19 protein-coding genes are annotated in these 24416 nt (G+C 41.9%); 12 read left to right on the top strand and 7 right to left on the bottom strand.

Annotated elements, in window-relative coordinates; translation table 11 throughout:
- Positions 1–44: 44 nt before the first annotated feature.
- Positions 45–1937 (top strand): SH3 domain-containing protein, encoded by a 1893-nt coding sequence (locus tag DNL43_RS04185; protein WP_056981583.1) that lies wholly within the window; start codon positions 45–47, stop codon positions 1935–1937.
- A gap of 92 nt (positions 1938–2029) precedes the next feature.
- On the opposite strand, the gene DNL43_RS04180 is transcribed toward DNL43_RS04185, so the two are convergent.
- The gene (locus DNL43_RS04180) at positions 2030–2935 is read right to left on the bottom strand and encodes a hypothetical protein (protein ID WP_054769620.1); all 906 of its coding nucleotides are present in this window, start codon (positions 2933–2935) and stop codon (positions 2030–2032) included.
- Positions 2936–3224: 289 nt separating this feature from the next.
- Here DNL43_RS04180 and DNL43_RS04175 point away from each other — a divergent pair, with 289 nt between their 5' ends.
- Positions 3225–3368, top strand: coding sequence for a hypothetical protein (locus tag DNL43_RS04175; RefSeq protein ID WP_156645007.1), 144 nt, complete (start codon positions 3225–3227; stop codon positions 3366–3368).
- 96 nt (positions 3369–3464) lie between these two features.
- Here DNL43_RS04175 and DNL43_RS04170 read toward each other — a convergent pair whose 3' ends face one another.
- From DNL43_RS04170 to scrK, 5 genes are all read right to left on the bottom strand, one after another.
- Positions 3465–4811, bottom strand: a complete 1347-nt coding sequence (locus DNL43_RS04170; protein WP_054769619.1) for a glucose-6-phosphate isomerase — start codon at positions 4809–4811, stop codon at positions 3465–3467.
- A 125-nt stretch (positions 4812–4936) separates the two neighbouring features.
- Positions 4937–5326: a VOC family protein gene (locus DNL43_RS04165; RefSeq protein ID WP_056981585.1), complete on the bottom strand. Its 390-nt coding sequence runs from the start codon at positions 5324–5326 to the stop codon at positions 4937–4939.
- 75 nt (positions 5327–5401) lie between these two features.
- A complete protein-coding gene (locus DNL43_RS04160) occupies positions 5402–6157 on the bottom strand; it encodes a hypothetical protein (RefSeq protein ID WP_054769618.1) in 756 nt (251 codons plus the stop codon).
- 1 nt (position 6158) lies between these two features.
- Positions 6159–7160, bottom strand: coding sequence for a zinc-dependent alcohol dehydrogenase family protein (locus DNL43_RS04155; protein WP_095345011.1), 1002 nt, complete (start codon positions 7158–7160; stop codon positions 6159–6161).
- 71 nt (positions 7161–7231) lie between these two features.
- The gene (scrK, locus tag DNL43_RS04150; protein WP_056981587.1) at positions 7232–8107 is read right to left on the bottom strand and encodes a fructokinase ScrK; all 876 of its coding nucleotides are present in this window, start codon (positions 8105–8107) and stop codon (positions 7232–7234) included.
- Positions 8108–8520: 413 nt separating this feature from the next.
- On the opposite strand from scrK, the gene DNL43_RS04145 reads away from it, so the two are divergent.
- The 4 genes from DNL43_RS04145 to DNL43_RS04130 all read left to right on the top strand — a co-directional run bounded on the left by DNL43_RS04145 (position 8521) and on the right by DNL43_RS04130 (position 13989).
- Positions 8521–9879 (top strand): SLC45 family MFS transporter, encoded by a 1359-nt coding sequence (locus tag DNL43_RS04145; protein WP_056981588.1) that lies wholly within the window; start codon positions 8521–8523, stop codon positions 9877–9879.
- Positions 9880–9894: 15 nt separating this feature from the next.
- Complete coding sequence (locus DNL43_RS04140) at positions 9895–12153, top strand: glycoside hydrolase family 65 protein (protein ID WP_056981590.1); 2259 nt, start codon at positions 9895–9897, stop codon at positions 12151–12153.
- 218 nt (positions 12154–12371) lie between these two features.
- Positions 12372–13022: an NAD(P)-dependent oxidoreductase gene (locus tag DNL43_RS04135; RefSeq protein WP_056981592.1), complete on the top strand. Its 651-nt coding sequence runs from the start codon at positions 12372–12374 to the stop codon at positions 13020–13022.
- 191 nt (positions 13023–13213) lie between these two features.
- A protein-coding gene (locus DNL43_RS04130) for an IS5 family transposase (RefSeq protein ID WP_094753971.1) occupies positions 13214–13989 on the top strand; the annotation gives its coding sequence in 2 pieces (ribosomal slippage) (positions 13214–13541 and positions 13541–13989; 777 coding nt in all).
- Positions 13990–14324: 335 nt separating this feature from the next.
- Here DNL43_RS04130 and DNL43_RS04125 read toward each other — a convergent pair.
- A complete protein-coding gene (locus tag DNL43_RS04125) occupies positions 14325–15311 on the bottom strand; it encodes an IS30 family transposase (RefSeq protein WP_156645005.1) in 987 nt (328 codons plus the stop codon).
- A 181-nt stretch (positions 15312–15492) separates the two neighbouring features.
- On the opposite strand from DNL43_RS04125, the gene DNL43_RS04120 reads away from it, so the two are divergent.
- The 6 genes from DNL43_RS04120 to DNL43_RS04095 all read left to right on the top strand — a co-directional run bounded on the left by DNL43_RS04120 (position 15493) and on the right by DNL43_RS04095 (position 24401).
- Complete coding sequence (locus DNL43_RS04120; RefSeq protein ID WP_243538093.1) at positions 15493–16677, top strand: glycosyltransferase family 2 protein; 1185 nt, start codon at positions 15493–15495, stop codon at positions 16675–16677.
- A complete protein-coding gene (locus DNL43_RS04115; protein WP_056982456.1) occupies positions 16677–18308 on the top strand; it encodes a glycosyltransferase family protein in 1632 nt (543 codons plus the stop codon). The genes DNL43_RS04120 and DNL43_RS04115 overlap by 1 nt, the downstream gene beginning before the upstream one ends.
- A 207-nt stretch (positions 18309–18515) precedes the next feature.
- Positions 18516–19303 (top strand): IS5 family transposase gene (locus tag DNL43_RS04110; protein ID WP_089121852.1). Its coding sequence is split into 2 segments (ribosomal slippage): positions 18516–18774 and positions 18774–19303, totalling 789 coding nucleotides; the frame shifts between segments, so codons are not numbered across the junction.
- Between the two features lie 347 nt (positions 19304–19650).
- Complete coding sequence (locus DNL43_RS04105) at positions 19651–21306, top strand: Cna B-type domain-containing protein (RefSeq protein WP_056981576.1); 1656 nt, start codon at positions 19651–19653, stop codon at positions 21304–21306.
- Between the two features lie 135 nt (positions 21307–21441).
- A complete protein-coding gene (locus DNL43_RS04100) occupies positions 21442–22797 on the top strand; it encodes a glycosyltransferase (protein ID WP_082619711.1) in 1356 nt (451 codons plus the stop codon).
- Complete coding sequence (locus DNL43_RS04095; protein ID WP_109249126.1) at positions 22794–24401, top strand: hypothetical protein; 1608 nt, start codon at positions 22794–22796, stop codon at positions 24399–24401. The genes DNL43_RS04100 and DNL43_RS04095 overlap by 4 nt, the downstream gene beginning before the upstream one ends.
- Positions 24402–24416: the final 15 nt, after the last annotated feature.

Genomic DNA, 24416 nt, shown 5'->3' with positions numbered 1-24416 from the left:
TTTTTTATGGCCAAAATTTGAAAAAATGAAAGGAAGTTTTATTGATGGATACAACAGCAGCACAGAATACCCCAGAAGGGTATCAATTAAATGAATCCGGGACGTTTACGTTTAATACCACTTGTAAAGTCCGCGAAACCCCGGAAATGAGCGCCAGTGGCGTGGCTGATTATACGAGCGGTCAAAGTGTCAACTATGATCTGAAAGAAAAAAATGATGATCATTTCTGGGTATCATACACCGGCGCCAGTGGTACGCGGGTATACGTTCCTTATGCCAACATTCTTAAGGGTACTTACTTTGGAATTGATACCAATTCTGACGATCCGATTAAGTCATCTGATAATGGTGGCGGCGGTGACAATGGCGGTGGCGGAAACGATGATAGCGATACGCGTCCCCAAGGCGGTACCGATACTGGTACCCCCAGTTTTGAAAGCGAGCCGATTACCTCAGCCGAATTGGTAACGGCCCAAATCCCCGTTAAAGGTTATGTTAAGTTGGTTGATAGTGGCGCTTATTCACGAACACAACCGCTCTATTCCAGCCCGACTGTCGATCATTATGAAAAAGGTTCAACGGTTCATTACTCTGGCAAGGTGCTGGCAGATGGTCGAATTTGGGCAATTGACCCTAAAGGTAATTACCTAACCCTTGGTAAAGCAACTACGCCATTAAAAACCAACACAGCCAATGGACACCATAGTACGTACGATTATGTTGAGGATTCGAGTGAGAAACAACCTTGGAATGATATTTGGAATTATACTAGTTCAACTGAGGAACGGGACGCAGACGATGATTCATACAGTGACTTATCTTCCTTGCGGGAAAATCCCCAAGTTGACTTAACGCCAAACGATGCTGAAAGCGAATTAATTACTAATTTGAAGACCTCGTTAGCCCAGGTTGACCAAGATAACCCGGTTCAAGATGATATTTTAATTGGTTATATTACCGATACCCATTTTAGTAGTTACAAGACTCCCGGAACTGTTCGGGCTTTACGCCAAATGAAGCTGATGAGTTACATTGCTCATGAAGTGGGCTTGGATCTTGTGGTCAACGGTGGTGACTTGAATGATGGAGCCGCTCCAAGCAACTGGGAAATGGATGATATTAAGCGAGCCGTTGATGCCACGATGTTAGGACGACGACCATTTATTATCTTACAAGGGAATCATGATGACGATTCCGGGTTTGCCCGTGATGACAACCATGATGAAAATGGCTATTGGCCTGATAATATTATCCACAACGATGTCGCTAACACGATTCGGTTATCGAAGTTCCAGCAATATTTGAACGTTGAACCGAATGCTAATAATGCGCTTTACGGAACTTATAAGATTCCGAACAGTAAAGTGAACGTGGTTGTCTTGGATGGGTTCGATCAACCAGATGATTATGGCGACCTGATTACTTCCCGAACTTCCTTTAGACATGGCTGGCCCCACTTTAGTGTGGAACAGCAGAACTGGTTAAAGAGTACTTTGGATACCATTCAAAGTAATGGTGAAAAAGCCCTTATCTTTACCCATATTATGTTCCACGGCCAAGTTTGGCAGAGTGGTCAACCAAATGACTTTGCGGAAATTAAGCAATCCGATGGTTCCTTCTATCCAAACGTCTTTGAAGGCGGCAACATTAAGGATATCATCGAAAATCACGCCAGTTCCGTGATTGGTGTCTTTGGTGGGCATACCCACCGTGATGATTCCTGTGTTGAGGGTGGTGTTACCTACTTGACGACCACTTGTGCTTTACCTGATCGAGGTGATGGTCAAGAGGCCCGCACGATCAATACCAATACCGAGCCGGCTTTTGATATTTTACAAATTAAGCCAGGCGCCAAAAAATTATTCCGTCATCGGGTTGGCTGGAGTGATCCAAGCTACTTCGTTGATCAGATTGACTTTAGCAAGCCAGCCAACTGAGAGTGACTGGTTGATAAAATGATATTCAAAAAAATGGGTGGGCGCGTAACTGTAAACATGGTTACGTGCTCACCCATTTTTTGATTTTATCCTTATTGGTTAGAACTCTTTTGATCTTGTTGAGGGTATTCAAGGATCACCACACCCCGACCGTAATTTAGACTGCTTTTATCAAAGGCATAGGCCCCGATTAAGCGATTTTTAAAGGTTGTGAAACTCACGTTACCGTTAGCAGCATAAACGACATTATTCACATAGTCTTTGAATGAAATCTTGCCGGACTTTAATTGTTGTTGTTTTTCTTTGTTATTTTTACCACTGTTACCAATGAAAAAGAAAGTCATGTACTGCTGAGTATCTTTATATTTGTTAGCTACCATCACTTGAAAGGCTTCGTCACCAATGTCTGGATTACTATATTTGCCAACAAAACTGGGGTACTCATTAGCAATTTGCTGTAGTTGTGAATTAGGAACTGTTCCTTCGAAAAAGCCGGCTAATTCCTGACTTAGGCTATTGGTAGTGTTGGTATCCGTGCCATTTGATGCATCACCGTTGGTATTGCCAGAATTATCACCAGAGTTTCCGTTATTAGAGTTGCCATTATCACCGCTAGGAGTGGTACCACTAGTTGCGTTCGGATTGATACCTCTAGTTAAATAACCGCGCCAAACAATCCCACTTGCCGTCCCGGCAGCATTAGTAACGTAATAGTAAACGCCTTTCTTACCCGTGTAGCTGGAACGCATGAGGATACTTTTGGAAACGTACCAGGTTGTCCGTGGATAGTTTTTGAGGTTATGTAATTTCTGGGTATGGGTAGCGTTGTAAATGTAAGCCGATCGCTGACTGACAGCGTGGTAAGCCAGAGAAGGGCGATTAATTGACTTCACCCAGTAGTAACGAGCCGAGGCCTGGGCAGGCTTTGCTTGAGTAGTGGCCCCCAGGAAGCCTAAGCCGGTTAAAACCGTGGTTAACAGTAAGATGCTTTTCTTCATAAAAGTTCGCCTCCAAATTTAAATATAGTATAGCACTGAAACTAATTTAGTTTACCCATTCATTACACAAATGGGAAACAAATTGGTGACAAAACGGACAATCTTTACCAAAACTTTCAGTCATACTAATAACATAGCCCCTCAGCCAAAAGATTCGGATTGTTTCTTTGGGCTGAGTTTTATTTCACTAGGAGAACTGTTAGACCCCCATTAATTGTGATTGTCTGAAACAGTTTGAGTGGCGGAATAGCTAGCTGACTAGAAAGATTAATGACGAGGAGGTGATTGTTTGATTGAAGAAATTACTCATGGACTTAATTGGGCTCAGATTACGGGTGTCTTGTGGTTGATTGTGGCCGCTATCGGCACACCGATTATTTCCTGTTTATCTATAAATGAACCCTCAAACAAATATTCTTTTACAAAGTGTTAAATATACTTATATAAGGTGATTGAAAATAAAAAGCCCGCCCGCCAACATCAACACAATGTCAGCGAACGGGTTATTTGCGGGAAATTTTAATGAGAACTAAATACGTTTCTTAAGTTCCTTACCCTTTTCCTCAAATCCAGGTTTGCCAAGCAATGCAAACATGTTTTGCTTGTATGCTTCAACACCTGGTTGGTTGAATGGGTTGATTCCGTTCAAGTAACCGGAAATCGCTACGGCTACCTCGAAGAAGTAGATTAAGTAGCCCAGAGTATAAGGGGTTTCGTCAGGGATGTGAATGGCCATGTTTGGCACATTACCATCGGTGTGGGCGAGAACAACCGCATGGAAGGCTTCCGTATTGGCGTAGTCCATGGTGCGGCCTTCAAGATACTGTAGACCATCCAAGTTGTCTTTTTCTTTAGGGATGTCAACGTCATGGTTGGGCTTATCGAGCTTGATAACTGTTTCCATGAGGTTTCGTAATCCTTCTTGAATGTATTGACCCAATGAATGCAAATCGGTGGTGAAGTTGGCTGATGAAGGGTAGATACCCTTTTCATCCTTACCTTCTGATTCACCCATGAGCTGCTTCCACCATTCGGCGAAGTAGGTCATGTTTGGTTCGTAGTTTTCCAACAATTCAGTGGTGAAGCCTTTGCGGTACAAAATATTTCTGTAAGCTGCGTATTGATAAGCTTCGTTCTTGGTCAAATCAGCATCGGAATATTCATCGGATGCATCTGCGGCACCCTTCATCAATTGTTCGATGTCAGCACCTGAGACAGCGATTGGCAACAAGCCGACTGGGCTCAAGACAGAGTAACGGCCACCAATACCATCTGGGATGATAAAGGTTTGGTATCCGTTTGAATCTGCTTCTTTCCGCAAAGCACCGTGTGCTTTATCGGTAGTGGCATAGATTCGTTCTTTAGCGCCCTCTTCGCCGTATTTGGCGATTAAGCGTTCCTTAAAGATTCGGAATGCAATTGAAGGCTCGGTTGTTGTTCCCGACTTAGAGATCACGTTGACTGAGAAGTCACGGTCGCCAATCAGGTTGATTAAATCATAAACGTATGATGAGCTGAGTGAATTTCCGGCAAACATTACTTGTGGGAACTTTCGCTTGTCATCTGGTAAATAGTTGAAGAAGGTATCGTTCAAGAAATCAACGGCCATCTTGGCACCCAGGTATGAACCACCGATACCAATTACAACCAAGACCTTTGAGTCTGATTGAATCTTTTTGGCAGCTGCCTGAATTCGGGCAAATTCTTCCTTGTCGTAATCTTTAGGCAGGGTGAGCCAGTCACGGAAATCACTGCCGGCACCAGTGCCTTTACGCAATTCATCATCTGCAGCATTAACCATTGCCTGCATCTCACCGAGTTCGTTGTCGTGAACGAACTTTGATAATTTTGAACCATCAAAAGAAATATGAGCCATGTTTTAATACATCCTCTCTTGGATTAATTGACTACTTCATTATATGACAAAGTGGCTGGAACCAAAACATAAGTTTTGTCTCAGCCACTTTGACGTTGTTCCAATTATTAATAACCGGACTGAGCCTAGAGAATCTGGCAGAACTCGATTGTTTCTTCGTTAGGGCCAAGGATGTTGAAGTACTTGATTCCCTGCTTCCAGAATGAAGGAATCGATTGGATTTCTTTATCAACTAAACGTAAGCCTTGTGCCTTTGCGTCAGCAAATGCCTTCTCAATGTCTGGGGTGTTTAACGAGAAATGATTGATGGCACCGGCTTTGCGGGCAGTTGGATCGCCTTCGTAAGTTTCAATTGTTAAGTTGCCAAAACGCATGAATGCGCAACGGTTTTCGCCGTTATGGAATAAGCCGGCTTCTTCAAATCCAAGTGATTCATAAAACGCGATTGTTTTGTCTAAATCAACTGAGGGAATACCAACGTGTTGGATTCCGGTAATATCATCTTTAATTGCCATGATTATGTCCTCTTTTTTATCAAATTTTGTGATTGGGTTAATGCGTTTGAACACCGGCCCAAACTTAATTATACGTTAGTCTTGACCAACATCCAACGCCTGATGTTTCAGCTTTGGGAAGATCTTGGTATCGGCAATACCTGTAATTCCGCCTTGGAATAAGAATGCAAAGATGGTTCCAATTCCGAAGTTGGTGAATTGACGGGTGATTGCGAAAGCCAGGATTGCCATCAGTGTAGGTGGAATGTATGATGCCCACATCGCTGTCGTGGCATTTCCTTTGAAGTACTTAAACCGCAGGATCTGCATTAAATCATCAGCGGGATGCAATACCAGGTTAACCCGTTGGTAGATTGAGATGGCGGTTCCGATCATTGCAACCCCAAGGAAGTTTAACAGGATATAAAATCCAATCATCAACGGGGTCTTTGCGGGTGGGAAGCCACTGAACAGTGCCGGGTACTTGCCAAGAAAGAAGTCTTCAAAAATTTGGATTAATGCAGAGAAGGGAACCATGAAGATTAGGTTTCCAAGTGCTCGGCTCCAGCTCCAATGCCCAACAAGAATGGCGTTTAAAATTGTAATGACCACTCCAAGAATCAGGAATGTCCAGAACAGATTCCAGCCGAATCCGACAGCCAGATTGGCTTCAGCGGCGGTCCAATAAGCCGATCCTAAATAGGAAGGGTGGATTTGGGCACTGGTAACCAAGGTCAATACGTTTCCGGCGGAGTTGATCACCAACGAAATGATAAAGAAGGTGATTGATTTAGACATTGAGATTGTCCGACCATTTAATACTTCGCTGGCAGTTACCTCATTATTTTTCAAATTATTCACCTACTTTAACAACAGCCTTTGAAACGCCCTTGGTCTTACCTTGTAAGAATGGTTCAACTTCGTCCAGGTTAAAGACGTTGCTGATGATGGCATCAACGTTCAAGTCACCACTTTGGAGAAGGGCGATTGAATCTTCGAATGCGTTAGGGTTAATAAATGAACCTTGAACAGTTAATTGCTTTTGGTAAATTTCGTAAGTGTTCATTTCAAAATGAGCATCTGGTTTACCAACACCAAACATCAATACTTGAGCACCTTTACGAGTAGCTTCAACGGCTTGTTGTTGAGTTTGTGGTAATCCAACGGCTTCAATGACAACGTCATAGTCTTCAGGAAGCTTGTCGCGAGTGGTGTTGAATGTGTTGGTTACACCCAATTTTTCTTTGTTGAGAGCCAACTTTTCATCAACAATTCCGGCCAAGTCAACTTGGTGAACACCATAGGCTTGAAGAATTTGAGCGAACAATTGACCCATGAAGCCATCACCAATAACCAAAGCTTTTTGGTATGGAGTCAACTTAAGCAAGTCGATACCATGAACGGCACATGAGATGGGTTCGATAACTGCGGCATCCTTTAATGAAACATTATCAGGAATAGGGTAAACGTTTGTGGCCGGAGCAGTAAAGGATTCTTCAAGGCCACCATTGCGAGTTACACCAACAGCTGAGAGGTTGTCGCAAAGTTCTGGACGGCCGGTATGGCAGTAGAAGCATTTGCCACAGTAAATGTTAGGGTCAACAGTAACTCGATCGCCGACTTTGAAGCCATCAACGTTTGAGCCGACTTCAGAAATAACACCTGAGTTTTCGTGACCGAAAACGATTGGAGGAACAGCGTCTGCTGAACCTGGAAGGCCGTTGTATAGGGCGTGGTCGGTACCACAGACACCAGCGTAGGCAGTGTCGATACGGACTTCGTTAGGCTTTACTTCAGGCTTGTCGATGTCTTGAATTTCCATGTGTTGTTTTCCTGTAAATACGAGTGCTTTCATAATATAAATAATCTCCTTTAATATCTGTCTTGTTCCACAAACGTTTGTGGAACGTTCTAAAAAAATAAGTTTTACTTGTTGTATTCTTTTAAAGCTAGAGCAAAGTCACCAACGGTTGCTGAACCATTATCTTTAACCAATGGCATCACGATGTACTTATCGAGATCACCAACGTCAACGTAATGATTCATCAATTCATTGAATTGTTCCCGAACCTTCTTCAAGAATCCTTCACTGACAACGCCACCGCCGAAGACAATCTTGGCTGGCCGCATCATTAAGGTCACTTGAATCGCAGCCTGGGCAACATAGAATGCCATGATATCCCAAGTGTGATCAGTTAATGGAACGTCTTGGCCTTTCTTACCGGTTCGTGGTTTAAATGTTGGACCTGCAACCAAGCCTTCCAAACAATCACCATGATATGGGCAGATTCCCCTAAAATTAAGGTCGTCCGGGTGACGCTTCAAACGAACATGTCCCATTTCGGGATGCCCCATATCGCCAACAAAGTTTCCATTGATGATTGCACCAGCACCAACTCCGGTACCAATTGTGTAATAAACCAACGAATTAATCTTTTCGTTGAACAGGGTCGCCATCACGTACTCGCCATATGCGGAACCATTAACATCGGTTGTCCAGCTAATCGGAATATCGAAATCCTCTTTCATTCGACCTACAAAATTTGTATTGGCCCAGCCTTTTTTCGGGGTATTTGTAATGTACCCGTACTTAGGCGAGTTCTTACGAAGCTCAATCGGTCCAAATGAAGAAATTGAGATTGCCTTGAGATCTTTAAACCGCTTGAAGTAATCAACCGTTTTTTGCAAGGTCTCCTTTGGAGTGGTCGTAGGGAACTGCGTCCGATCCAAGATTCGGTAATCTTCGTTACCAACCGCACATACGAACTTCGTACCTCCGGCTTCAACACTACCTAACAGCATGTAAATCTCACCACCTTATGAAATTGTAATTATCAACAACTTGTGAATGCTTGTTCAATATAAAACATTTTTGAAAGAAGTGCAATGAAAAGCTGAAAATAATTTACACAAACAATTTTCATAATATCCATGAGGTCTAGACCACAGCCGTTATATATCAGTGAAAAAAGCTAAAAAACTTTTTTTAAAATTATTTGTTTATTGTGATCAGTCAACGGCTTCAAAAATAAATTGACTGTTTCAAAAATGTAATAAATCGGCAAAGTAACCGCTATCACAACATTTAGGGAAGATCCATCCAAAAAATGCTCAATAAATTTCATGCAACCGTTTGCAACTTTTGAAAGAACGTGCAATAATTCAAAATGTAAACGCTATTATTTTTAGGGATTATTGAAACGGAGGAATATGAAATGGATGAACAAAGTAGTGCAGCAGCAACCAAGAAGTCTGGCTTACCCAAGCTTCCTGCCAGCACCATTTGGATGATTAACTTTGGATTCTTGGGTGTGCAGATTGCATTTACCCTGCAAAGCTCACAAATGAGCCGAATCTTCCAAACGATTGGGGCGGATCCAAATAAGTTGGGCTGGTTCTTTATCTTGCCACCACTTGCAGGATTAATTGTTCAACCGATTATTGGTTACTATTCAGATAGAACATGGGCACCGAAGCTTGGCGGTCGTCGACTTCCATACCTTGCTTTGGGAACGTTAATTGCGATTATCGTGATGTGCCTGCTGCCTAATTCGGGTAGCTTTGGTTTCGGATACGCATCCGTTACCGCTTTGGTATTCGGTGCGGTAACCGTTGCTTTGCTGGATGTTTCATCCAACATTGCCATGCAGCCATTCAAGATGATGGTTGGTGACATGGTTAACGATGATCAAAAGAGTTATGCATATGGTATTCAAAGCTTCTTATCAAATGGTGGTGCGGTTATCGCAGCCATCTTCCCATTTATCTTTACCGCATTTGGAGTTGCCAACACCGCTGAAAAAGGGGTTGTTCCTCAATCAGTTGTTATTTCCTTCTATGTTGGTGCCGCAATTCTGTTGCTGACAAGTTTGCTGACAATCTTCAAGGTTCATGAATATGATCCTAAAACTTATGCCAAATATCATGGAATTACCGAAGAAGCTAATACGACTGGTGGTAACTGGTGGTCATTGCTTAAGAAAGCGCCTAAAGTATTTTGGACAGTTACCCTGGTTCAATTCTTCTGCTGGATTGCTTTCCAATATCTCTGGACTTATTCTGCCGGAGCCATTGCCAATAACGTATGGAACACAACCAATGCAACTTCTGCAGGTTATCAAGCTGCCGGTAACTGGTACGGTGTTTTAGCTGCCGTTCAATCAATTGCCGCTGTTATCTGGTCATATGTCTTGGCTAAATTACCTAACAATCATCACAAGTTGGGATACTCATTGAGTTTGGCATTGGGTGCAATTGGTTTTCTCTCAGTATTCTTCATTCACACTCAATACATTTTGATCATTTCCTATACTTTGGTCGGAATTGCCTGGGCTTCAATGAACACTTACCCATTAACAATGGTTACCAACGCATTATCTGGTGAACATATGGGAACCTACCTTGGATTATTCAACGGATCAATCTGCCTGCCACAAATCGTCGCATCACTTGCCAGCTTCGGCTTGTTCCCACTACTTGGAAACGCACAGCCAAACATGTTCGTATTAGCTGGTATCATCATGGCACTTGGCGCTGTCTCAGTTGGATTCATTAAGGAAACCTACAAAGCATAGAAAGGACATTTAACTATGAAAAGAACTTTTGAAGTAACTCCCTGGAACATCGTGACCCACGACTTTAAGCCTGAAGATAAGCGGCTGCAGGAATCCATGACCAGCCTTGGTAATGGATACATGGGGATGCGTGGATTCTTCGAAGAAGACTATAGTGGCGATACCCTGAACGGAATTTACCTCGGTGGTGTCTGGTATCCGGACAAGACTCGGGTTGGCTGGTGGAAGAATGGCTATCCTGATTACTTTGGTAAAGTTGTCAACGCGGTTAATTTCATCAAAATGGGCATTAAGATTAATGGTGAGACACTTGATCTTGCCAAAGACAAATTCAGTGATTTTGAATTAAACCTTGATATAAAAAAGGCCCTCCTAACCCGTTCATTTACGGTCACCAAAGGCGATGCCGAAGTTGCCGTTAAATTCGAACGCTTCCTGAGTGTTGCTCAACAGGAACTTTCAGTTCAGCGAGTTTCAATTAAAAACGTCGGTTCAAGTAAAGTTGATTTAGTGATTGACTCTGCCATCGACGGTGATGTTAAAAACGAAGATGCTAACTACGATGAGCGTTTCTGGGAAGTTCTTTCAACTGAACAGGGGACTGATTCAGGCAACGTGATTGCTGAAACAACGCCTAATCCATTTGGTACCCCACGATTCACTTCCGGAATGGAAATGAGAAACGTTACCGGCTTGTCAGCCAAGAAAGTCAGCCAGCCAAACGAAAAAGAAGTTGTGAATGAATTTACCGGTGAATTGGCACCCAATGAATCCACCCAGCTTGAGAAACGGGTGATCGTTGTTACTTCAAGAGATTACGATACCCAAGACGCATTGACTGCTGCCATGCATCAATTGAGTGACAAAGTTGCCGGCCAGTCATATGACGAATTGCTGGATGCCCACGAAAAAGTTTGGGCAGATCGTTGGAACAAATCAGATATTGTCATTGATGGCGATACCGAAGCCCAACAGGGAATTCGATTCAATTTATTTGAGCTCTTCTCCACTTACTATGGTGAAGATTCACGACTGAATATCGGCCCTAAAGGCTTTACCGGTGAAAAGTACGGTGGTGCCACATACTGGGACACTGAAGCATTTGCTGTTCCAGTCTATCTGGGTATTACCGATCCGAAAGTTACCCGGAACTTGCTGATGTATCGTTACAAGCAATTGGATGGTGCTTATCACAACGCCAAACAGCAGGGACTTAAAGGGGCATTGTTCCCAATGGTTACTTTCGATGGAATCGAATGCCATAACGAATGGGAAATCACCTTTGAAGAAATTCACCGAAATGGTGACATTGCCTTTGCAATTTACAATTACACCCGATACACCGGCGACACCTCATATGTATTGAATGAAGGATCCAAAGTCTTAACAGAAATTTCACGGTTCTGGGCGGACCGGGTTCACTACAGTCAACGAAACAAGAATTACATGATTCACGGTGTAACTGGTCCCGATGAGTACGAGAACAACGTTGATAACAATTGGTATACCAACATTTTGGCTCAATGGACTTTGAAATATACCTTGGAGATTCTCAAGGAAGTTTCACCTGAACAAGCTAAAAAGCTAAATGTCAGTGAAGATGAAAAGAAACATTGGCAAGATATTGTCGACAACATGTATCTGCCTTACGACAAGGATTTGAACATCTTTGTTCAACACGATGGTTTCCTTGATAAAGACCTCAAGCCGGTTTCAGAAATTCCGGCAGATCAATTGCCATTGAACCAGAACTGGTCATGGGACAAGATTTTGCGTTCACCTTACATTAAGCAGGGTGACGTGCTTCAAGGAATCTGGGACTTTATTGATGACTTCACACCGGAACAAAAGAAATCCAACTTTGATTTCTACGAACAATACACGGTTCATGAATCAAGCTTGTCACCCGCCATTTACTCAGTATTGGCAGCCGATCTTCACTATGAAGAAAAGGCGGTTGAACTGTACGAACGAACGGCTCGACTGGATTTGGACAACTATAACAATGATACGGTTGACGGCTTGCACATCACTGCGATGACCGGTGGCTGGATTGCCGTTGTGCAAGGATTTGCCGGCATGCGAGTTCGAAATGGCGAGCTGCATTACGCACCATTCCTACCTAAGAAGTGGTCCCACTATTCATTTAGACAAGTCTTTCGCGACCGTCTGATTGAAGTTGATGTTGATAAAGACGGTTCTCACTTCAAGCTGATCAAAGGTGATCCGATTACAATTGATGTTGCTGGAAAACCAGTAAAGCTTGAAAAATAATTAACCAATTTTGATATTGAATAACGAAATTCCAGGGATGACCAAGTCCCTGGAATTTTTTGTCGCATATGGTCAAAGGCCTGAATTAATAGGCCTTTTGAGAAATGGAAGTGACAAGTCAAATTAATTGAAAAGCGGGTAAAAACAGTTGATACTATACTTAAGTAATTAAATAAAACATTATAAAATTGTTTACAAAAGAACTGGAGGTTCATCATATGACATTGAAAGTTGGAATTATTGGTGCAACCGGAATGGCCGGAAGTGCAATTACCAAAGAAGCCATTAATCGGGGCTTGAACGTTACCACATTTGTTCGGAATGAAGAAAAAGCCAAGGACATGTTTGCCGATAAAGCTTCTTATATGGTGAAGGATGTCTTTGATATTCAACGTCCGGATATTGAAAACTTGGATGTCCTTGTGGATGCGTTCGCAACCCATGATCCCGGTCAGGCATATAAGCACGTTGATCTGGCAGCCAGATTAATTGAGTTTGCAAAGAATGCCCCCGCACCACAACTGTTCTTTATCTTAGGCGCCGGCAGCTTGGAAACTCCAGATGGTCACCATCTGCTTGATAAATTGGAAAAGATGCCGAATAACGAGTCATTTATCGATGTTCCGCGTCAGCAAGCCAAAGAATATGATTTGTTGAAGAATACAACGGGTGTCAATTGGGTTGCCGTTTCGCCCAGTTCAACGTTTAAACCAGGTGACGCCACTGAATATACACTTGGCAAAGATAAATTATTAACAAATGCCAAAGGCAAGTCAGAGATTACTGCAGGGACAATGGCCAAAGTAATCCTGGATGAAATTGAAAAGCCTGCTCATCGAAATGAACGATTTACGGCGGTTGATAAATGAGCTTTTTTTAAAAACACAATTTTAATGACACATTTCTAACAGTTTTATCGAACTTTTTCAATGTGCTTCTAAAGAAATAATTCTGATTCTTTTTGTAACTGTCGGAATTTTTTCTTTTATAAACTAGGGTCTGTCTGGAAACAAAATAATCGTGTATAATCTTGATAAAAAACAAATTGAGGTTTTCGCCGATGACAATTCCGAAACGTTATGAAATTACTGATGAGCAATGGGCCCGGATTGAGGACCGTTTTCCGCCCTATAAAACCGGACGCCCACCTAAAATACCTAATCGCCAAGTTTTTAATGCGGTTCTCTGGTTGCTAAAAAGTGGCGCCACCTGGCGTGATATTCCTGAACGATACGGTTCATGGAAAACCAGCTATAGTCGTTATCGTAGTTGGGTTGATGCCGGCTTGTTTGAACGGATCTTTAAGGATTTGATCGATGAACCGGATATGGAAAATATCAGCCTCGATTCAACTAGCATTCGAGCTCATCAAAAGGCCACGGGCGCTAAAAAAACGCCCGCTGTGACGTTGAGAATCAAGCCATCGGTCTAAGCCGTGGTGGTCGAACCACTAAAATTCATGCGGTGGTGGATGGCCTTGGAAATCCATTATGTTTTATCCTTACCGGCGGCCAAGTTCATGATAGTCGGGCAGCTGAACCATTACTGCGACAATTAGCTTTAGCCGGCGTTAATCTGATTGCCGATAAAGCTTATGGGACTAAGGAACTGCGCCAGTATATTGAAGCTGAAGGCGGTCAATATACGATTCCACCTAAAAGTAATGCCCAAGACAAGTGGGATTGTGATTATTACGTCTATTGTGAACGCCATTTGATCGAGAATTACTTTAATCAATTGAAGAATTACCGGCGGATTGCGACGCGATATGATAAACTAGTGCATGTTTTTCTACAAACCATTTACATTGCTTCAATTTTGATTTGGCTTAAATAGTTTCCAGACAGACCCTAATAGTTTTTGAATAATTATGAGTTGGATTAATCGCAATATTCCTGAACTGGAAAGCGCCTATTGTTATTTTGTGGACATTATGATACGTTTGGGTGATGCGTTTTACTAAAAATCTGTTTAAGCTGGGAATATCTCAAGGATTTGATGCTTAATTATTGACTTGAAATAAAACTTTTAAAATGTACAAAAAGTTGTTGAGCTTACTTTGTGTTGGGGGAAAACAAGCATGTTACTGTTGATTTGGATTTTTTTATTTATTTCTTTATTTAGTACAGGTGGGTTTGGATTCTTGAATCTTTTTAATGTCTGGCGAATTGTCAAACTAAGTGCAACGGTTTGTCAAAAAATACTTCATATGGGGTTTCATAGTTTAACACTTTGCGAGGACGTTGATTTAACTGCTTTTGGCAGTGTTCAACGTCCTGTTCTGTATAATTATCAATATCTGTTCGCTTGGGAAAATATTCCCGGATTAATCCATTTGTATTCTTATTTGTTCCACGCTGTTCAGGCGAATATGGATCGGGCCAATAGACAGTAACACCTAACCTTTCGCTGATTTCATCAAGATGAAGAAATTCGGTCCCATGATCTGGTGTAATAGAATGAACAAATTCTTTAGGAATGGCCCCTAACAGTTCAACTAAGCCTTTATTTATCTCCTGCGAGTCCTTTTGCACAACCTTTTTGATAAGCGTAAGCCGACTAAGCCGATCGACAACCGTTAAAAGGATGGAGTGACCCGTTCGACCAATCACAGTATCAATTTCCCAGTCACCTATACGTTGACGCTGGTTGATAAAACCAGGGCGCTCATGGATCGAGATATAGTCGGTCTGTACTTCTCGATGTCGTCTAGTATTCTTTGAATGCCGAGTCCGATGTTTATGTCTGAGATGGCGCTGAATACCGGTATCACCACGTGAGGAGTACTCCTCACCTAAATTGTGTTGATAGATATGACGGTAAATTGTGTTGTAGCTAACACACCATTGATGTTCCTTATTAAAGCGAGCGGTAATCTGCTCTGGTGACCAGTGCAGATCTAAGATGTAATGAACAATTTGACGACGTAATTGTGGATGGCTGTCTAATAGTCGCTTCTTGTGACAATTCTGCCGCTTTTGATGATAGTCATTATCTGCTTTGCTTGGGGAATAATTACCTGCACAACGTTTTAACTCCCGTGAAATAGTGCTTGGATTTCGCCCCAGCCGTAACGCAACAGCCCGGATAGATAACCCCTTAGCTCGTAAAAACATAAGTATTTCACGTTCTTTTATAGTAAGATGTTTATAGCTCATACCGGATACCTCGAATTGTTTGATTTGGTCGTTAAACAGATTCTACCCGGTATGGGTTTATTTTTTTACTTTGTGTTGCATTTCAATTGTAAATTCGCCCTTTACCCAAAAGAAGACAGATCAACACTTTTCCAGGACGGTTCAAAGAGAAATTAAGCATATGTATATTATGGTACCGGCATTGAATGAAGCAAATGAAATTGTTGGTACGGTTAACCAGCTCTTGAGATCGATGGAGCCACTTCCAATTGAGTCAACTTTAGTCATTATCAATGATGGCTCTGATGATGGAACAGATATTGCTCTTGATGAATTTGCCAACAATCCTCATGTTCATGTTATAACCCGCGAATTACCACATGCGCGAGAAGGAAAAGGTGCGGCTTTAAATGATGGCTTAGACTGGATTGCAAAGCAGACAAAAGATCTTACTCATACTGTTGTTGGTGTTATTGATAGTGATGCTAGTCCCAGTTTTAAAATACTGTTTAATGTATATCGGGGGTTCATTCATTCCAAGTATGATTTATTGCAGACCGGAATTACGATTAACAATGTTCACAATTTCTTGACGTTGATGCAAGAGTTTGAATTTGGCGTTCCCAACTTATTACAGCAAGTTATTCGAATGGATTGGGGAAGTGCAATTGCATCAGGTGATGGGCAATTTATGACTTTGGAAATGGCTTCGAAAATCAGATGGAATAATTCGTTGCTTGATGATCTTGAGTTTAGTCTCAATGGATTACTGCATGGATTTACTGGAGGCTTTTTACCTTATACCTTGTTACCCCAAGAGGGTGTTCTTACTTATAGAGCACTGATTAAGCAACGTGTACGTTGGTGTCATGGTGGCATGCAATGTCTGATACGATATGGTAAGCAATTATTTCTATCAAAAATTGTGCCATCTAAATTAAAGACTGATTTAATCACATTTATGCTAATACCATTTATTTCAATTATCTTTATCATTAGTTCGCTCATTGCGTCTATTGTTTTGATCGTTCATTTTGTGGCATGGCCGCAAAAAACGTTTATTGTATTGGTCATTATATTAATCTTAGGTATAGCAGTAACAACAATGATGATTTTGGCTGCAAATCATTATGGCATTCAGGCTGGACGTACCTATACTTTTAGAGAAATTACTACCATGATTGTTGGCAACTTTGCCTATTCATGGATGTTGGCGCCTGTATCTTTCATAGCTTTGACGCGATTGGTTTTAAGACGTAATGAATGGGCGAAAACGGCCCATGACCACACGACAGTGCAGGAAAATTCCAACAGTTTTGAAGCGGATTATGATCAGAAGGATCAGTCTCTTAAAAATGATGCGCCTAATGATAGGATGGCTAAGTGATGAAAGCTAAGAAGATATTAATAAATAAACTAGTTTTTTATGTTGTAACTTTTTTGGCTGTGATTGCTTCGCTATTCATGATAGCAACGACACTAACTGGATACTCCAAATATAGATACATAACATTTCATCCGAATTATCTATTATTCTTTTATCTGATTACTGTGAGTTGCATTTTAATGGTGATGCTTTGGTACTTAGGAGAATGGTTTGCTAAAAGATTTACCGGTTGGTTTGTTGCGTTTGTTGGGATCATGTCAATTCCTAAACTGATTTTGATTGCAATGTTTAAGCTTAACCCACAATCTGATATGTATAGCTATTCGGTTCTTGCCGGATCGCGGGCAAATGGGGACCTGTGGTCATGGATGTACCATGTTGGCGTTTTGGACTTGGACAATATTTTTCCACATGTTCTTCACATCGCTGACTTTTATAATATTTTGTTCAGAATTTCTGTTAATTCCAACACTGTTGTTCAGTATTTTAATGTTATGATTAGTGCACTAACAACGTTTCTTGTTTTAGGCTTGGCGGCCCGCTTCTTTGGTCGACGCGCGGGAATGTTTGCCGCATTGGTTTTTTTCCTTCAGCCCAGTTGGTACCTGTATACTACCTTAATTGGCATTGAACCGGTTTGGCTTTTTTGTCAGCTGGCCGGTATATCTTTAATACTAAGGTTATTTAAATATGGTAATTTCAAGGACTGGCGGTTGTGGGGAGACATTTTCTTAATAATTGTGGTACTCTTTTTTGCTGAAAATATTCAACCATTATCGGTCGTCCTGTTTATTGCATTTTTCTGTTTTATTTGGTTTCGATTTCATGAAGGCAGACGTGAGCACCTTGCAATTGGAGTAACGGGCACAATTTCGTACAAGCCACGCTTCGTAGAGCTTTGGCTGCCGAAAATTGCAATCGTTTTAATTATCGGCGCATGCTTTACACTACGACAAATCCAGCCACAAATTGATCGTTTTTACTTTGGTGTTCCCATAGCAAGTAATAATGTTGGTGAAGCATATACATTGGCAGTGGGGACGAATCCTAAAACCCATGGTGTCTATTCTGATGCATTAATTAATAGAATTGAGTTATTTAATCATATTAATGGGAAATCTGAAGGGCAGAAATTCATTTACTTTAATTCTGTATTCAAAAAGCAGATCAAAGATAATTTAAATTATCATCATGTTCACCGTGATTGGGATAAATTCGTTTATTCCAAATATGAGTCATTAATGAAACCGGCATATGCATTTACGGAATTCTCGGAAAATACTCGGTCAAATGATAAACAAAAGCAACTGATACCAAGGCAGATTGTAGACACTGCCACTAATTTGATGACAGCTCCGGTCGTTGCACTTTTGCTCCTTGTTGTGATTGGTTTATTAAGCCAACTTTTTTCCAAAAAAGAAAATTCGAAAACAGCAAAGGACCGTAATGGAATTTTGCTTACTGAAACGATTATGCTTGGATTCTTCATACTCTTCTTTGGGGTTGAAGTACAAGGACGCTATCAGATCTCATTTTATATTCCCTGGATATTTATTGGTAGCCTTGGAATGCGTACCTTGATGGGGATAATAGGACATCCCAGTATCCTTGATGAACATGATAGGCGCTAATATGTGTATCAAATGTGCCTCGTTTAACTCATAAAGTATGGGAGAATATTGTAGACTTTGCTGGCTTATAAACAATATTCATATCCAGCCTATTATGATAGGATATCGAGTTGCCGGTGGTTACATTACCGGAAATACAAAATATATTAGAAACTGTTTGAGATCTAAATTGAGTTTTGGTATACTTTTGCAAAAAAGGAAATTGTTATGCCTAATTATCCCAGTAATATTACTCGCCAACAGTTTGAAGTCATTCGCTCAGAACTAGAAAACTTTTGTCAACGGACGAAGCCGCGGCAAGTTGATTTATATGACGTTTTCTGTGCCATTCTATATATCTTAAAGACCGGCGCTCAATGGCGGGCATTACCGCATGATTTTCCCAAGTGGCAAACGGTCTACACGTATTTTCGCTTATGGTCTCGGCAACCAACGCCAGCAGAGCCATCACTGTTAGATCAGGTTTTAAAAAAATTGTCGCTACCTTACGATCCAAGCAGGATCGTTCGGCGTTAACTTCCTTCATTATCGTTGACGCTCAGAGTGTTAAAAATACCGAAACGGCCGAGAATAAAGGCTATGATGCCGGTAAGAAAATTTCCGGAATTAAGCGGCATCTAGCAGTGGATATGAATGGCTTTCCGCAAGCCATTCATTTAACGCGGGCCAATGTCTCTGACCGTGACGGCGCCAGTGCCATGTTAGCCTTAAACGCCGAAAACTTACGCCGGGTTCGAAGTGTATTGGTTGATGGTGGTTACAGTGGCCGCAATTTCGCCATGGATGTCCAGCTTAATTTAAAAGCGACCACCCAAGTCGCCAAACGAAATGAGTTACATAAATTTGAAGTGTTGCCACAACGCTGGATAATTGAACGCTCCTTTAGCTGGTTGGAAAAATATCGTCGGCTCTGGAAAAACTGTGAACGACAGCTGCACACCAGTACAACGATGGTAACTTTAGCGTTTGTCTCAGTTTTCCTACGCCGCTTTTAGAGATCTCAAACAGTTTCTTAGAATAATTAAATAACACAATTGTTATAATCAGTCAATTTCTAAGATTAGAAATTGGCTGATTTTTTGCTTAAAAAATAAATTATGGGCACCCACATAACTAATTTAGTATAGTTACATTTTGTTAGTAACCTCTGATCAATATTTTTCCAAATCAAAAAGTTCTTGTCACTATAGGGTTCTTGCGTTAGGATTTAAATGTACCGATATTCTGTGGGGGAATTTGGACTATAACGTACTGGGAATACGTTATTTTTTATGCATTATTGATGTGTAATAGAACGGTCCAAGTCTGCACATCGGTAACATTGCATCCTAGGGGGGAATGTATGATGAATTTTTATTTTCATCAAATACACGATTTTATTGTTAAGCACGTTCGACTACTGAAAATCGCCGCAATTTTATTGTTGACGTTTGCTTCAGCAGTCACAGTTTCAAACAGCGTTCACGCTGCCAGCCTTGATTCGGCGGTTACCGGATTGACGGCTACTTCCGCAAAGGAAGATGGAACGACAGTTTCACCTGCCGTTTCACAACAGTGGTACGAGGGTCCGGTACATACACTGGATTATGATTTTAAGATTGCCGATGGCACCACCGTTAATGACGGTGATACTGCCACGGTCACCTTACCTTCCGGCGCCGTTTTTAGAACACCGGAAAAGTTCGATCTCAAGTCCAGCAACACCAATGAAACCGTTGGTCAATTTACTGCTGACCCAAAGGCTTCTACTGGTCAGATTACCTTTAGTAACGCTGCCTATTGGGCTAAGTACAACAAGAATCGTCATGGATCACTGGAATTTGCCGTAACTGGGACCCGCAAATTTGTTCCCAGCTATGCAGCCAACGTCTTTCTGGCCAAGAATGGTTGGGGCCTCAACGAATCAGTTCGTTCTAATGGGACATTATCTCAGGTTAACTGGCAGGTTTTGGTTAATCCCAACAACCACAAGTTAAATAACGTAAAGGTTAACGATACTTTGGGCAATACTTCTGCTCAAACTTTGAATACCAAATCAATTTACGTTACTGATGATGCCAGTGGCGCAACAATCGCTGCCAGTCATTACACCGTTACGCCAAGTGCAACTGGATTTAACTTCCAGTGGAACGGCACTTTGGACAAAGCGATTAACATCATGGCCAAGACCGATGTCAGCAGCGACAATGAATACAGCCTCTATGGCACGGAACTTGATTTACCGAACACTGCCACGGTTACTGCCAATGATGTGACGAAATCCGCTACCGGGACTCCGGTAACGACGTCCAACACCAAGACCGTTGTCCTGACAATGGGAAAAGGTTCTGCAGTCGGTGATCATACTGATGAAACCACCAGCCTGATCGTCAAGAAAGTATGGCAGGGGGTTCCGGATGGCGTGAAGACACCAGCCGTTACCGCCAAGCTTTATGCCGACGGTGTGGACACTGGTAAGACAGTCGAATTAAGCTCAAGCAATTCATATCAAGCTGAATTTTCCGGCTTGGATAAATTTGCCCAAGATGGTCATGCTATTAGCTATACGGTTAACGAAGCATCGGTTCCGGATGGATACAAGAGTGATCCCGACGGCAACCAGCCGGTTAGTCCCGACAGCAATGGTGTTGTCACACTTGTTAATGTTTATCAAAAGAAGCCTCAATGCTTCACTTATATTCATGTGACGAAGACATGGAAGAACGTTCCGTTCTGGAAATGTACACCATGTGTCCGGGTCACATTATATCGAAATGGTACGCCATATAAGTTTAGGACCTTAAGCTTTTTGAACTGTTATCAGACGACATTCCGCTACCTGCCACAATATGATCAACAGGGAAACAAATATGTCTATACAGTCGCTGAAAACCACGTTCCATTTGGCTACAAGACTCAGACACCGGGTCAACGAACACCTGATGCCAATAACAATGTTAATTTGATCAACGTTTATCAAAAGAAGCATCACTGCATTATCTTTCCATTCTGGTGCTGATAAAGCGATGCGATCAATGAACCACAGTAATTCCAACAGTTGATTTAATACAGCAATTATTCCCATTGGTAGGGATGATTGCTGTATTTACATAATAAATTGCAATCATGCGCTTAAGACATTTGGAGGTATTACATGGAAATATGGGCATTTATCTGGATCTTTTTATTTATTTCTCTGTTTAGCACAGGGGGATTTGGCATCCTAAATCTCTTCAACATTTTTTGCCATAAAGATGCCGGTGAGCACTTTTCAGCAGATATCCAACGAAAAATTCAACATATGTATATCATGGTTCCGGCTCTTAACGAAGTGAATGAAATTGAAGTGACGGTTAACCGTCTCTTAAGGGCAATGAGCCCACTGCCATGCAAGACGACGCTGATTGTCATTAACGATGGATCAGACGACGGAACAGATGAAAAATTAAAGCAGTTTGAAGATAACCAGCGGGTTCATATTTTAACCAGGAAGCTGCCCCACGCCCGTGAAGGCAAAGGCAAAGCTTTGAATGACGGCTTGGATTGGATTACAACCCAGACCCACGACTTTAATCACACGGTCGTTGGTGTGATTGACAGTGATTCAGAGCCCAGCTTTAAAATTCTATTGAACATTTTCGATGGCTTTACCCATTCAAATTATGACTTGCTGCAAACCGGAATTGCCATCAGCAACATTCACAATTTTTTGACGTTAATGCAGGAATTTGAATTTGGGGTTCCAAACTTGCTCCAGCAGATTATTCGGATGGGCTGGGGAAGTGCGATTGCATCCGGTAACGGTCAGTTCATGACTCTGAAGATGGCTATTCAGATTAAGTGGAATAACTCGTTGCTCGATGATTTGGAGTTCAGCATTAATGGCCTGCTTCACGGATTCAGAGGCGGCTTTTTAGCCAACACGTTTATGCCTCAGGAAGGTGTCAACAGCTATCGACCATTAGTGAAGCAGCGGGTCCGCTGGTGTCAGGGCGGTATGCAGTGCTTACGCCGTTATGGAAAATGCGTCTTTCTTTCAAACAAGATTCCACCTTGCTTGAAGACCGACTTGATTATTTTTATGATTTTGCCGTTCTTCTCAATGCTGTTTACGTTCAGCTCATTTTTGGCAACGATCGTAATGGCCTATCATTTGCTCGTGTTCCCACAGAAGACAATCATGGCGGTCGGCGCAGTTTTGCTATTTGGAATGCTGATTACTTATTTGATGATTCTGGTGGCAAACCGATTTATGAGAATGTCGACTTATCACTTTAGTCGTCGTGACATTGTTGTCATGATTGCAGGCAACTTGCTTTATTCGTGGATGCTGACACCGGTCGCCTTTATTTCCTTTTATCGCCTGATGACCAATCGCTGTGACTGGACGAAAACTGCTCACGAAAGTAAGACTGCTCAGAAATCATTTCACAGATCAATGCCCAAGACGACAGTCCTTGGTAAGTCCTATGAAATGACGAGTACTGAGGATGGGGCGGTGAGACGATGATTAAGCAACCAAAGCTCATTAAAATAACGTATTTTTGTGTGACAATGTTAGCGATCATTGCAGTTGGTTGGGCCCTTGCCGGAACGATTACCGGTTATTACAAATTTCCGTACGATACGTTTCATGCAAATACCAACCAGTTGATCGGGACCATCTTTGGCAGCCTCATCTTCTTAATCCTGTTGTGGTATCTGGCAAAATGGTTCTCGACCAGATTCACGGGTTGGCTGCTGCTGTTTCTTAGCATCATGTCAATTCCCAAGATCATCATGCTGTATTCATTTCGATTGAACCTCATTTCAGACATGTGGAGCTATAATGTTTTGGGCGGTTCCAGGGCCAACGGTGATAGTTGGCGGTGGCTGTACCGCTTGCGGGCACTGGATTTGGACAGTATTTTTCCCCATGTGATTCATATTGGCAACTTCTATCACTATCTTTATAAGGTTGTCGTGAATTCACCAAAGGTCGTTCAATGGTTCAACATTGGGATCAGCATTTTGAGTGCGATTTTAATTATGAACATTGTCTGTTACTTTTTTAACCGCCAGACCGGGATGTTTGCCGCATTAACATTCTTCTTCCTACCAACTTGGTACATTTATACCACGCTTCTGGGAGCTGAACCTGTCTGGCTGTTTGCACTTCTCCTGAGTATGTCTTTGATTAATCGATTGGTTACGTATCAATCACTAAAGGACCGCCACTTTTGGATGGATGCAGGATGGATAGTTGTCGCCCTGTACTTTGCTCAAAATATTCGGCCACTTTCAATGGTAATTGTGATTGCCTACGGGCTGTTTGTTTGGTTTAAATTCAAAGAACCGCTCAAACGCCATGAAAATGCCAAAGCAATCTGGGTGCCACGAATCGGCATCCTGGCAGTTGTGTTGGTATTCTTTGGACTGACTCAAATTGAACCCAAGGTTGACCAATTCTTATATGGTGTGCCAATTGCGAAATCATCGATTGGGCAGGAATATACTCTGGCAACTGGAACAACCGTCAAAACCGGTGGTATGTGGTCCTCAACATTAGTCAAGAAGCTGGAAAAGTATAATCATGATCGGACACTGACACCTGCAGAAAAATTCGGTGGTTTTGACGAAGTCCTTAAAAAGCAATTGAAAGTCAACACAGATGCTTTAAAAAAGAATGGCAAGTGGAAGAGTTTCTTATTCCGAAAGAACGAGATTTTGATGCAGCCGGACTATGGCCCAGTTCTTTTCTGGAACAATACCCGTCGCCCCAATTATATGTGGGAGGATTTAACGCCATTTGAGATCGGCTTTCTGACCAATATGGTGACCGGCTTTCAAATAGCTGTCCTGGTCTTAGTACTCATCGGCTTGTTCTCACAACTGATTCCGAAAGCAAATGATTTATCTGGCATTCGGGAGAGAAACGGGGTGCTGGTTAATGAGATTGTGATGATTGGCATGACGCTGATCTTCATGGCTGTTGAAGTTCAAAGCCGTTATCAAGTGGCTTTCTACATTCCCTGGATGGTTATCAGTAGTCTGGGAATGAGCTACATGGTTCCTGATTTTTCACTAAGAAAATGTGAATCCAAGCCAATGGTAGGTATTACAAATAAGATTTAATCTATATCAAAAATC

Origin of the sequence: Lentilactobacillus kefiri (assembly GCF_009739535.1) — a bacterium.
GTDB lineage: Bacteria > Bacillota > Bacilli > Lactobacillales > Lactobacillaceae > Lentilactobacillus > Lentilactobacillus kefiri.
This window is presented reverse-complemented; position numbering and strand designations above follow the sequence as displayed.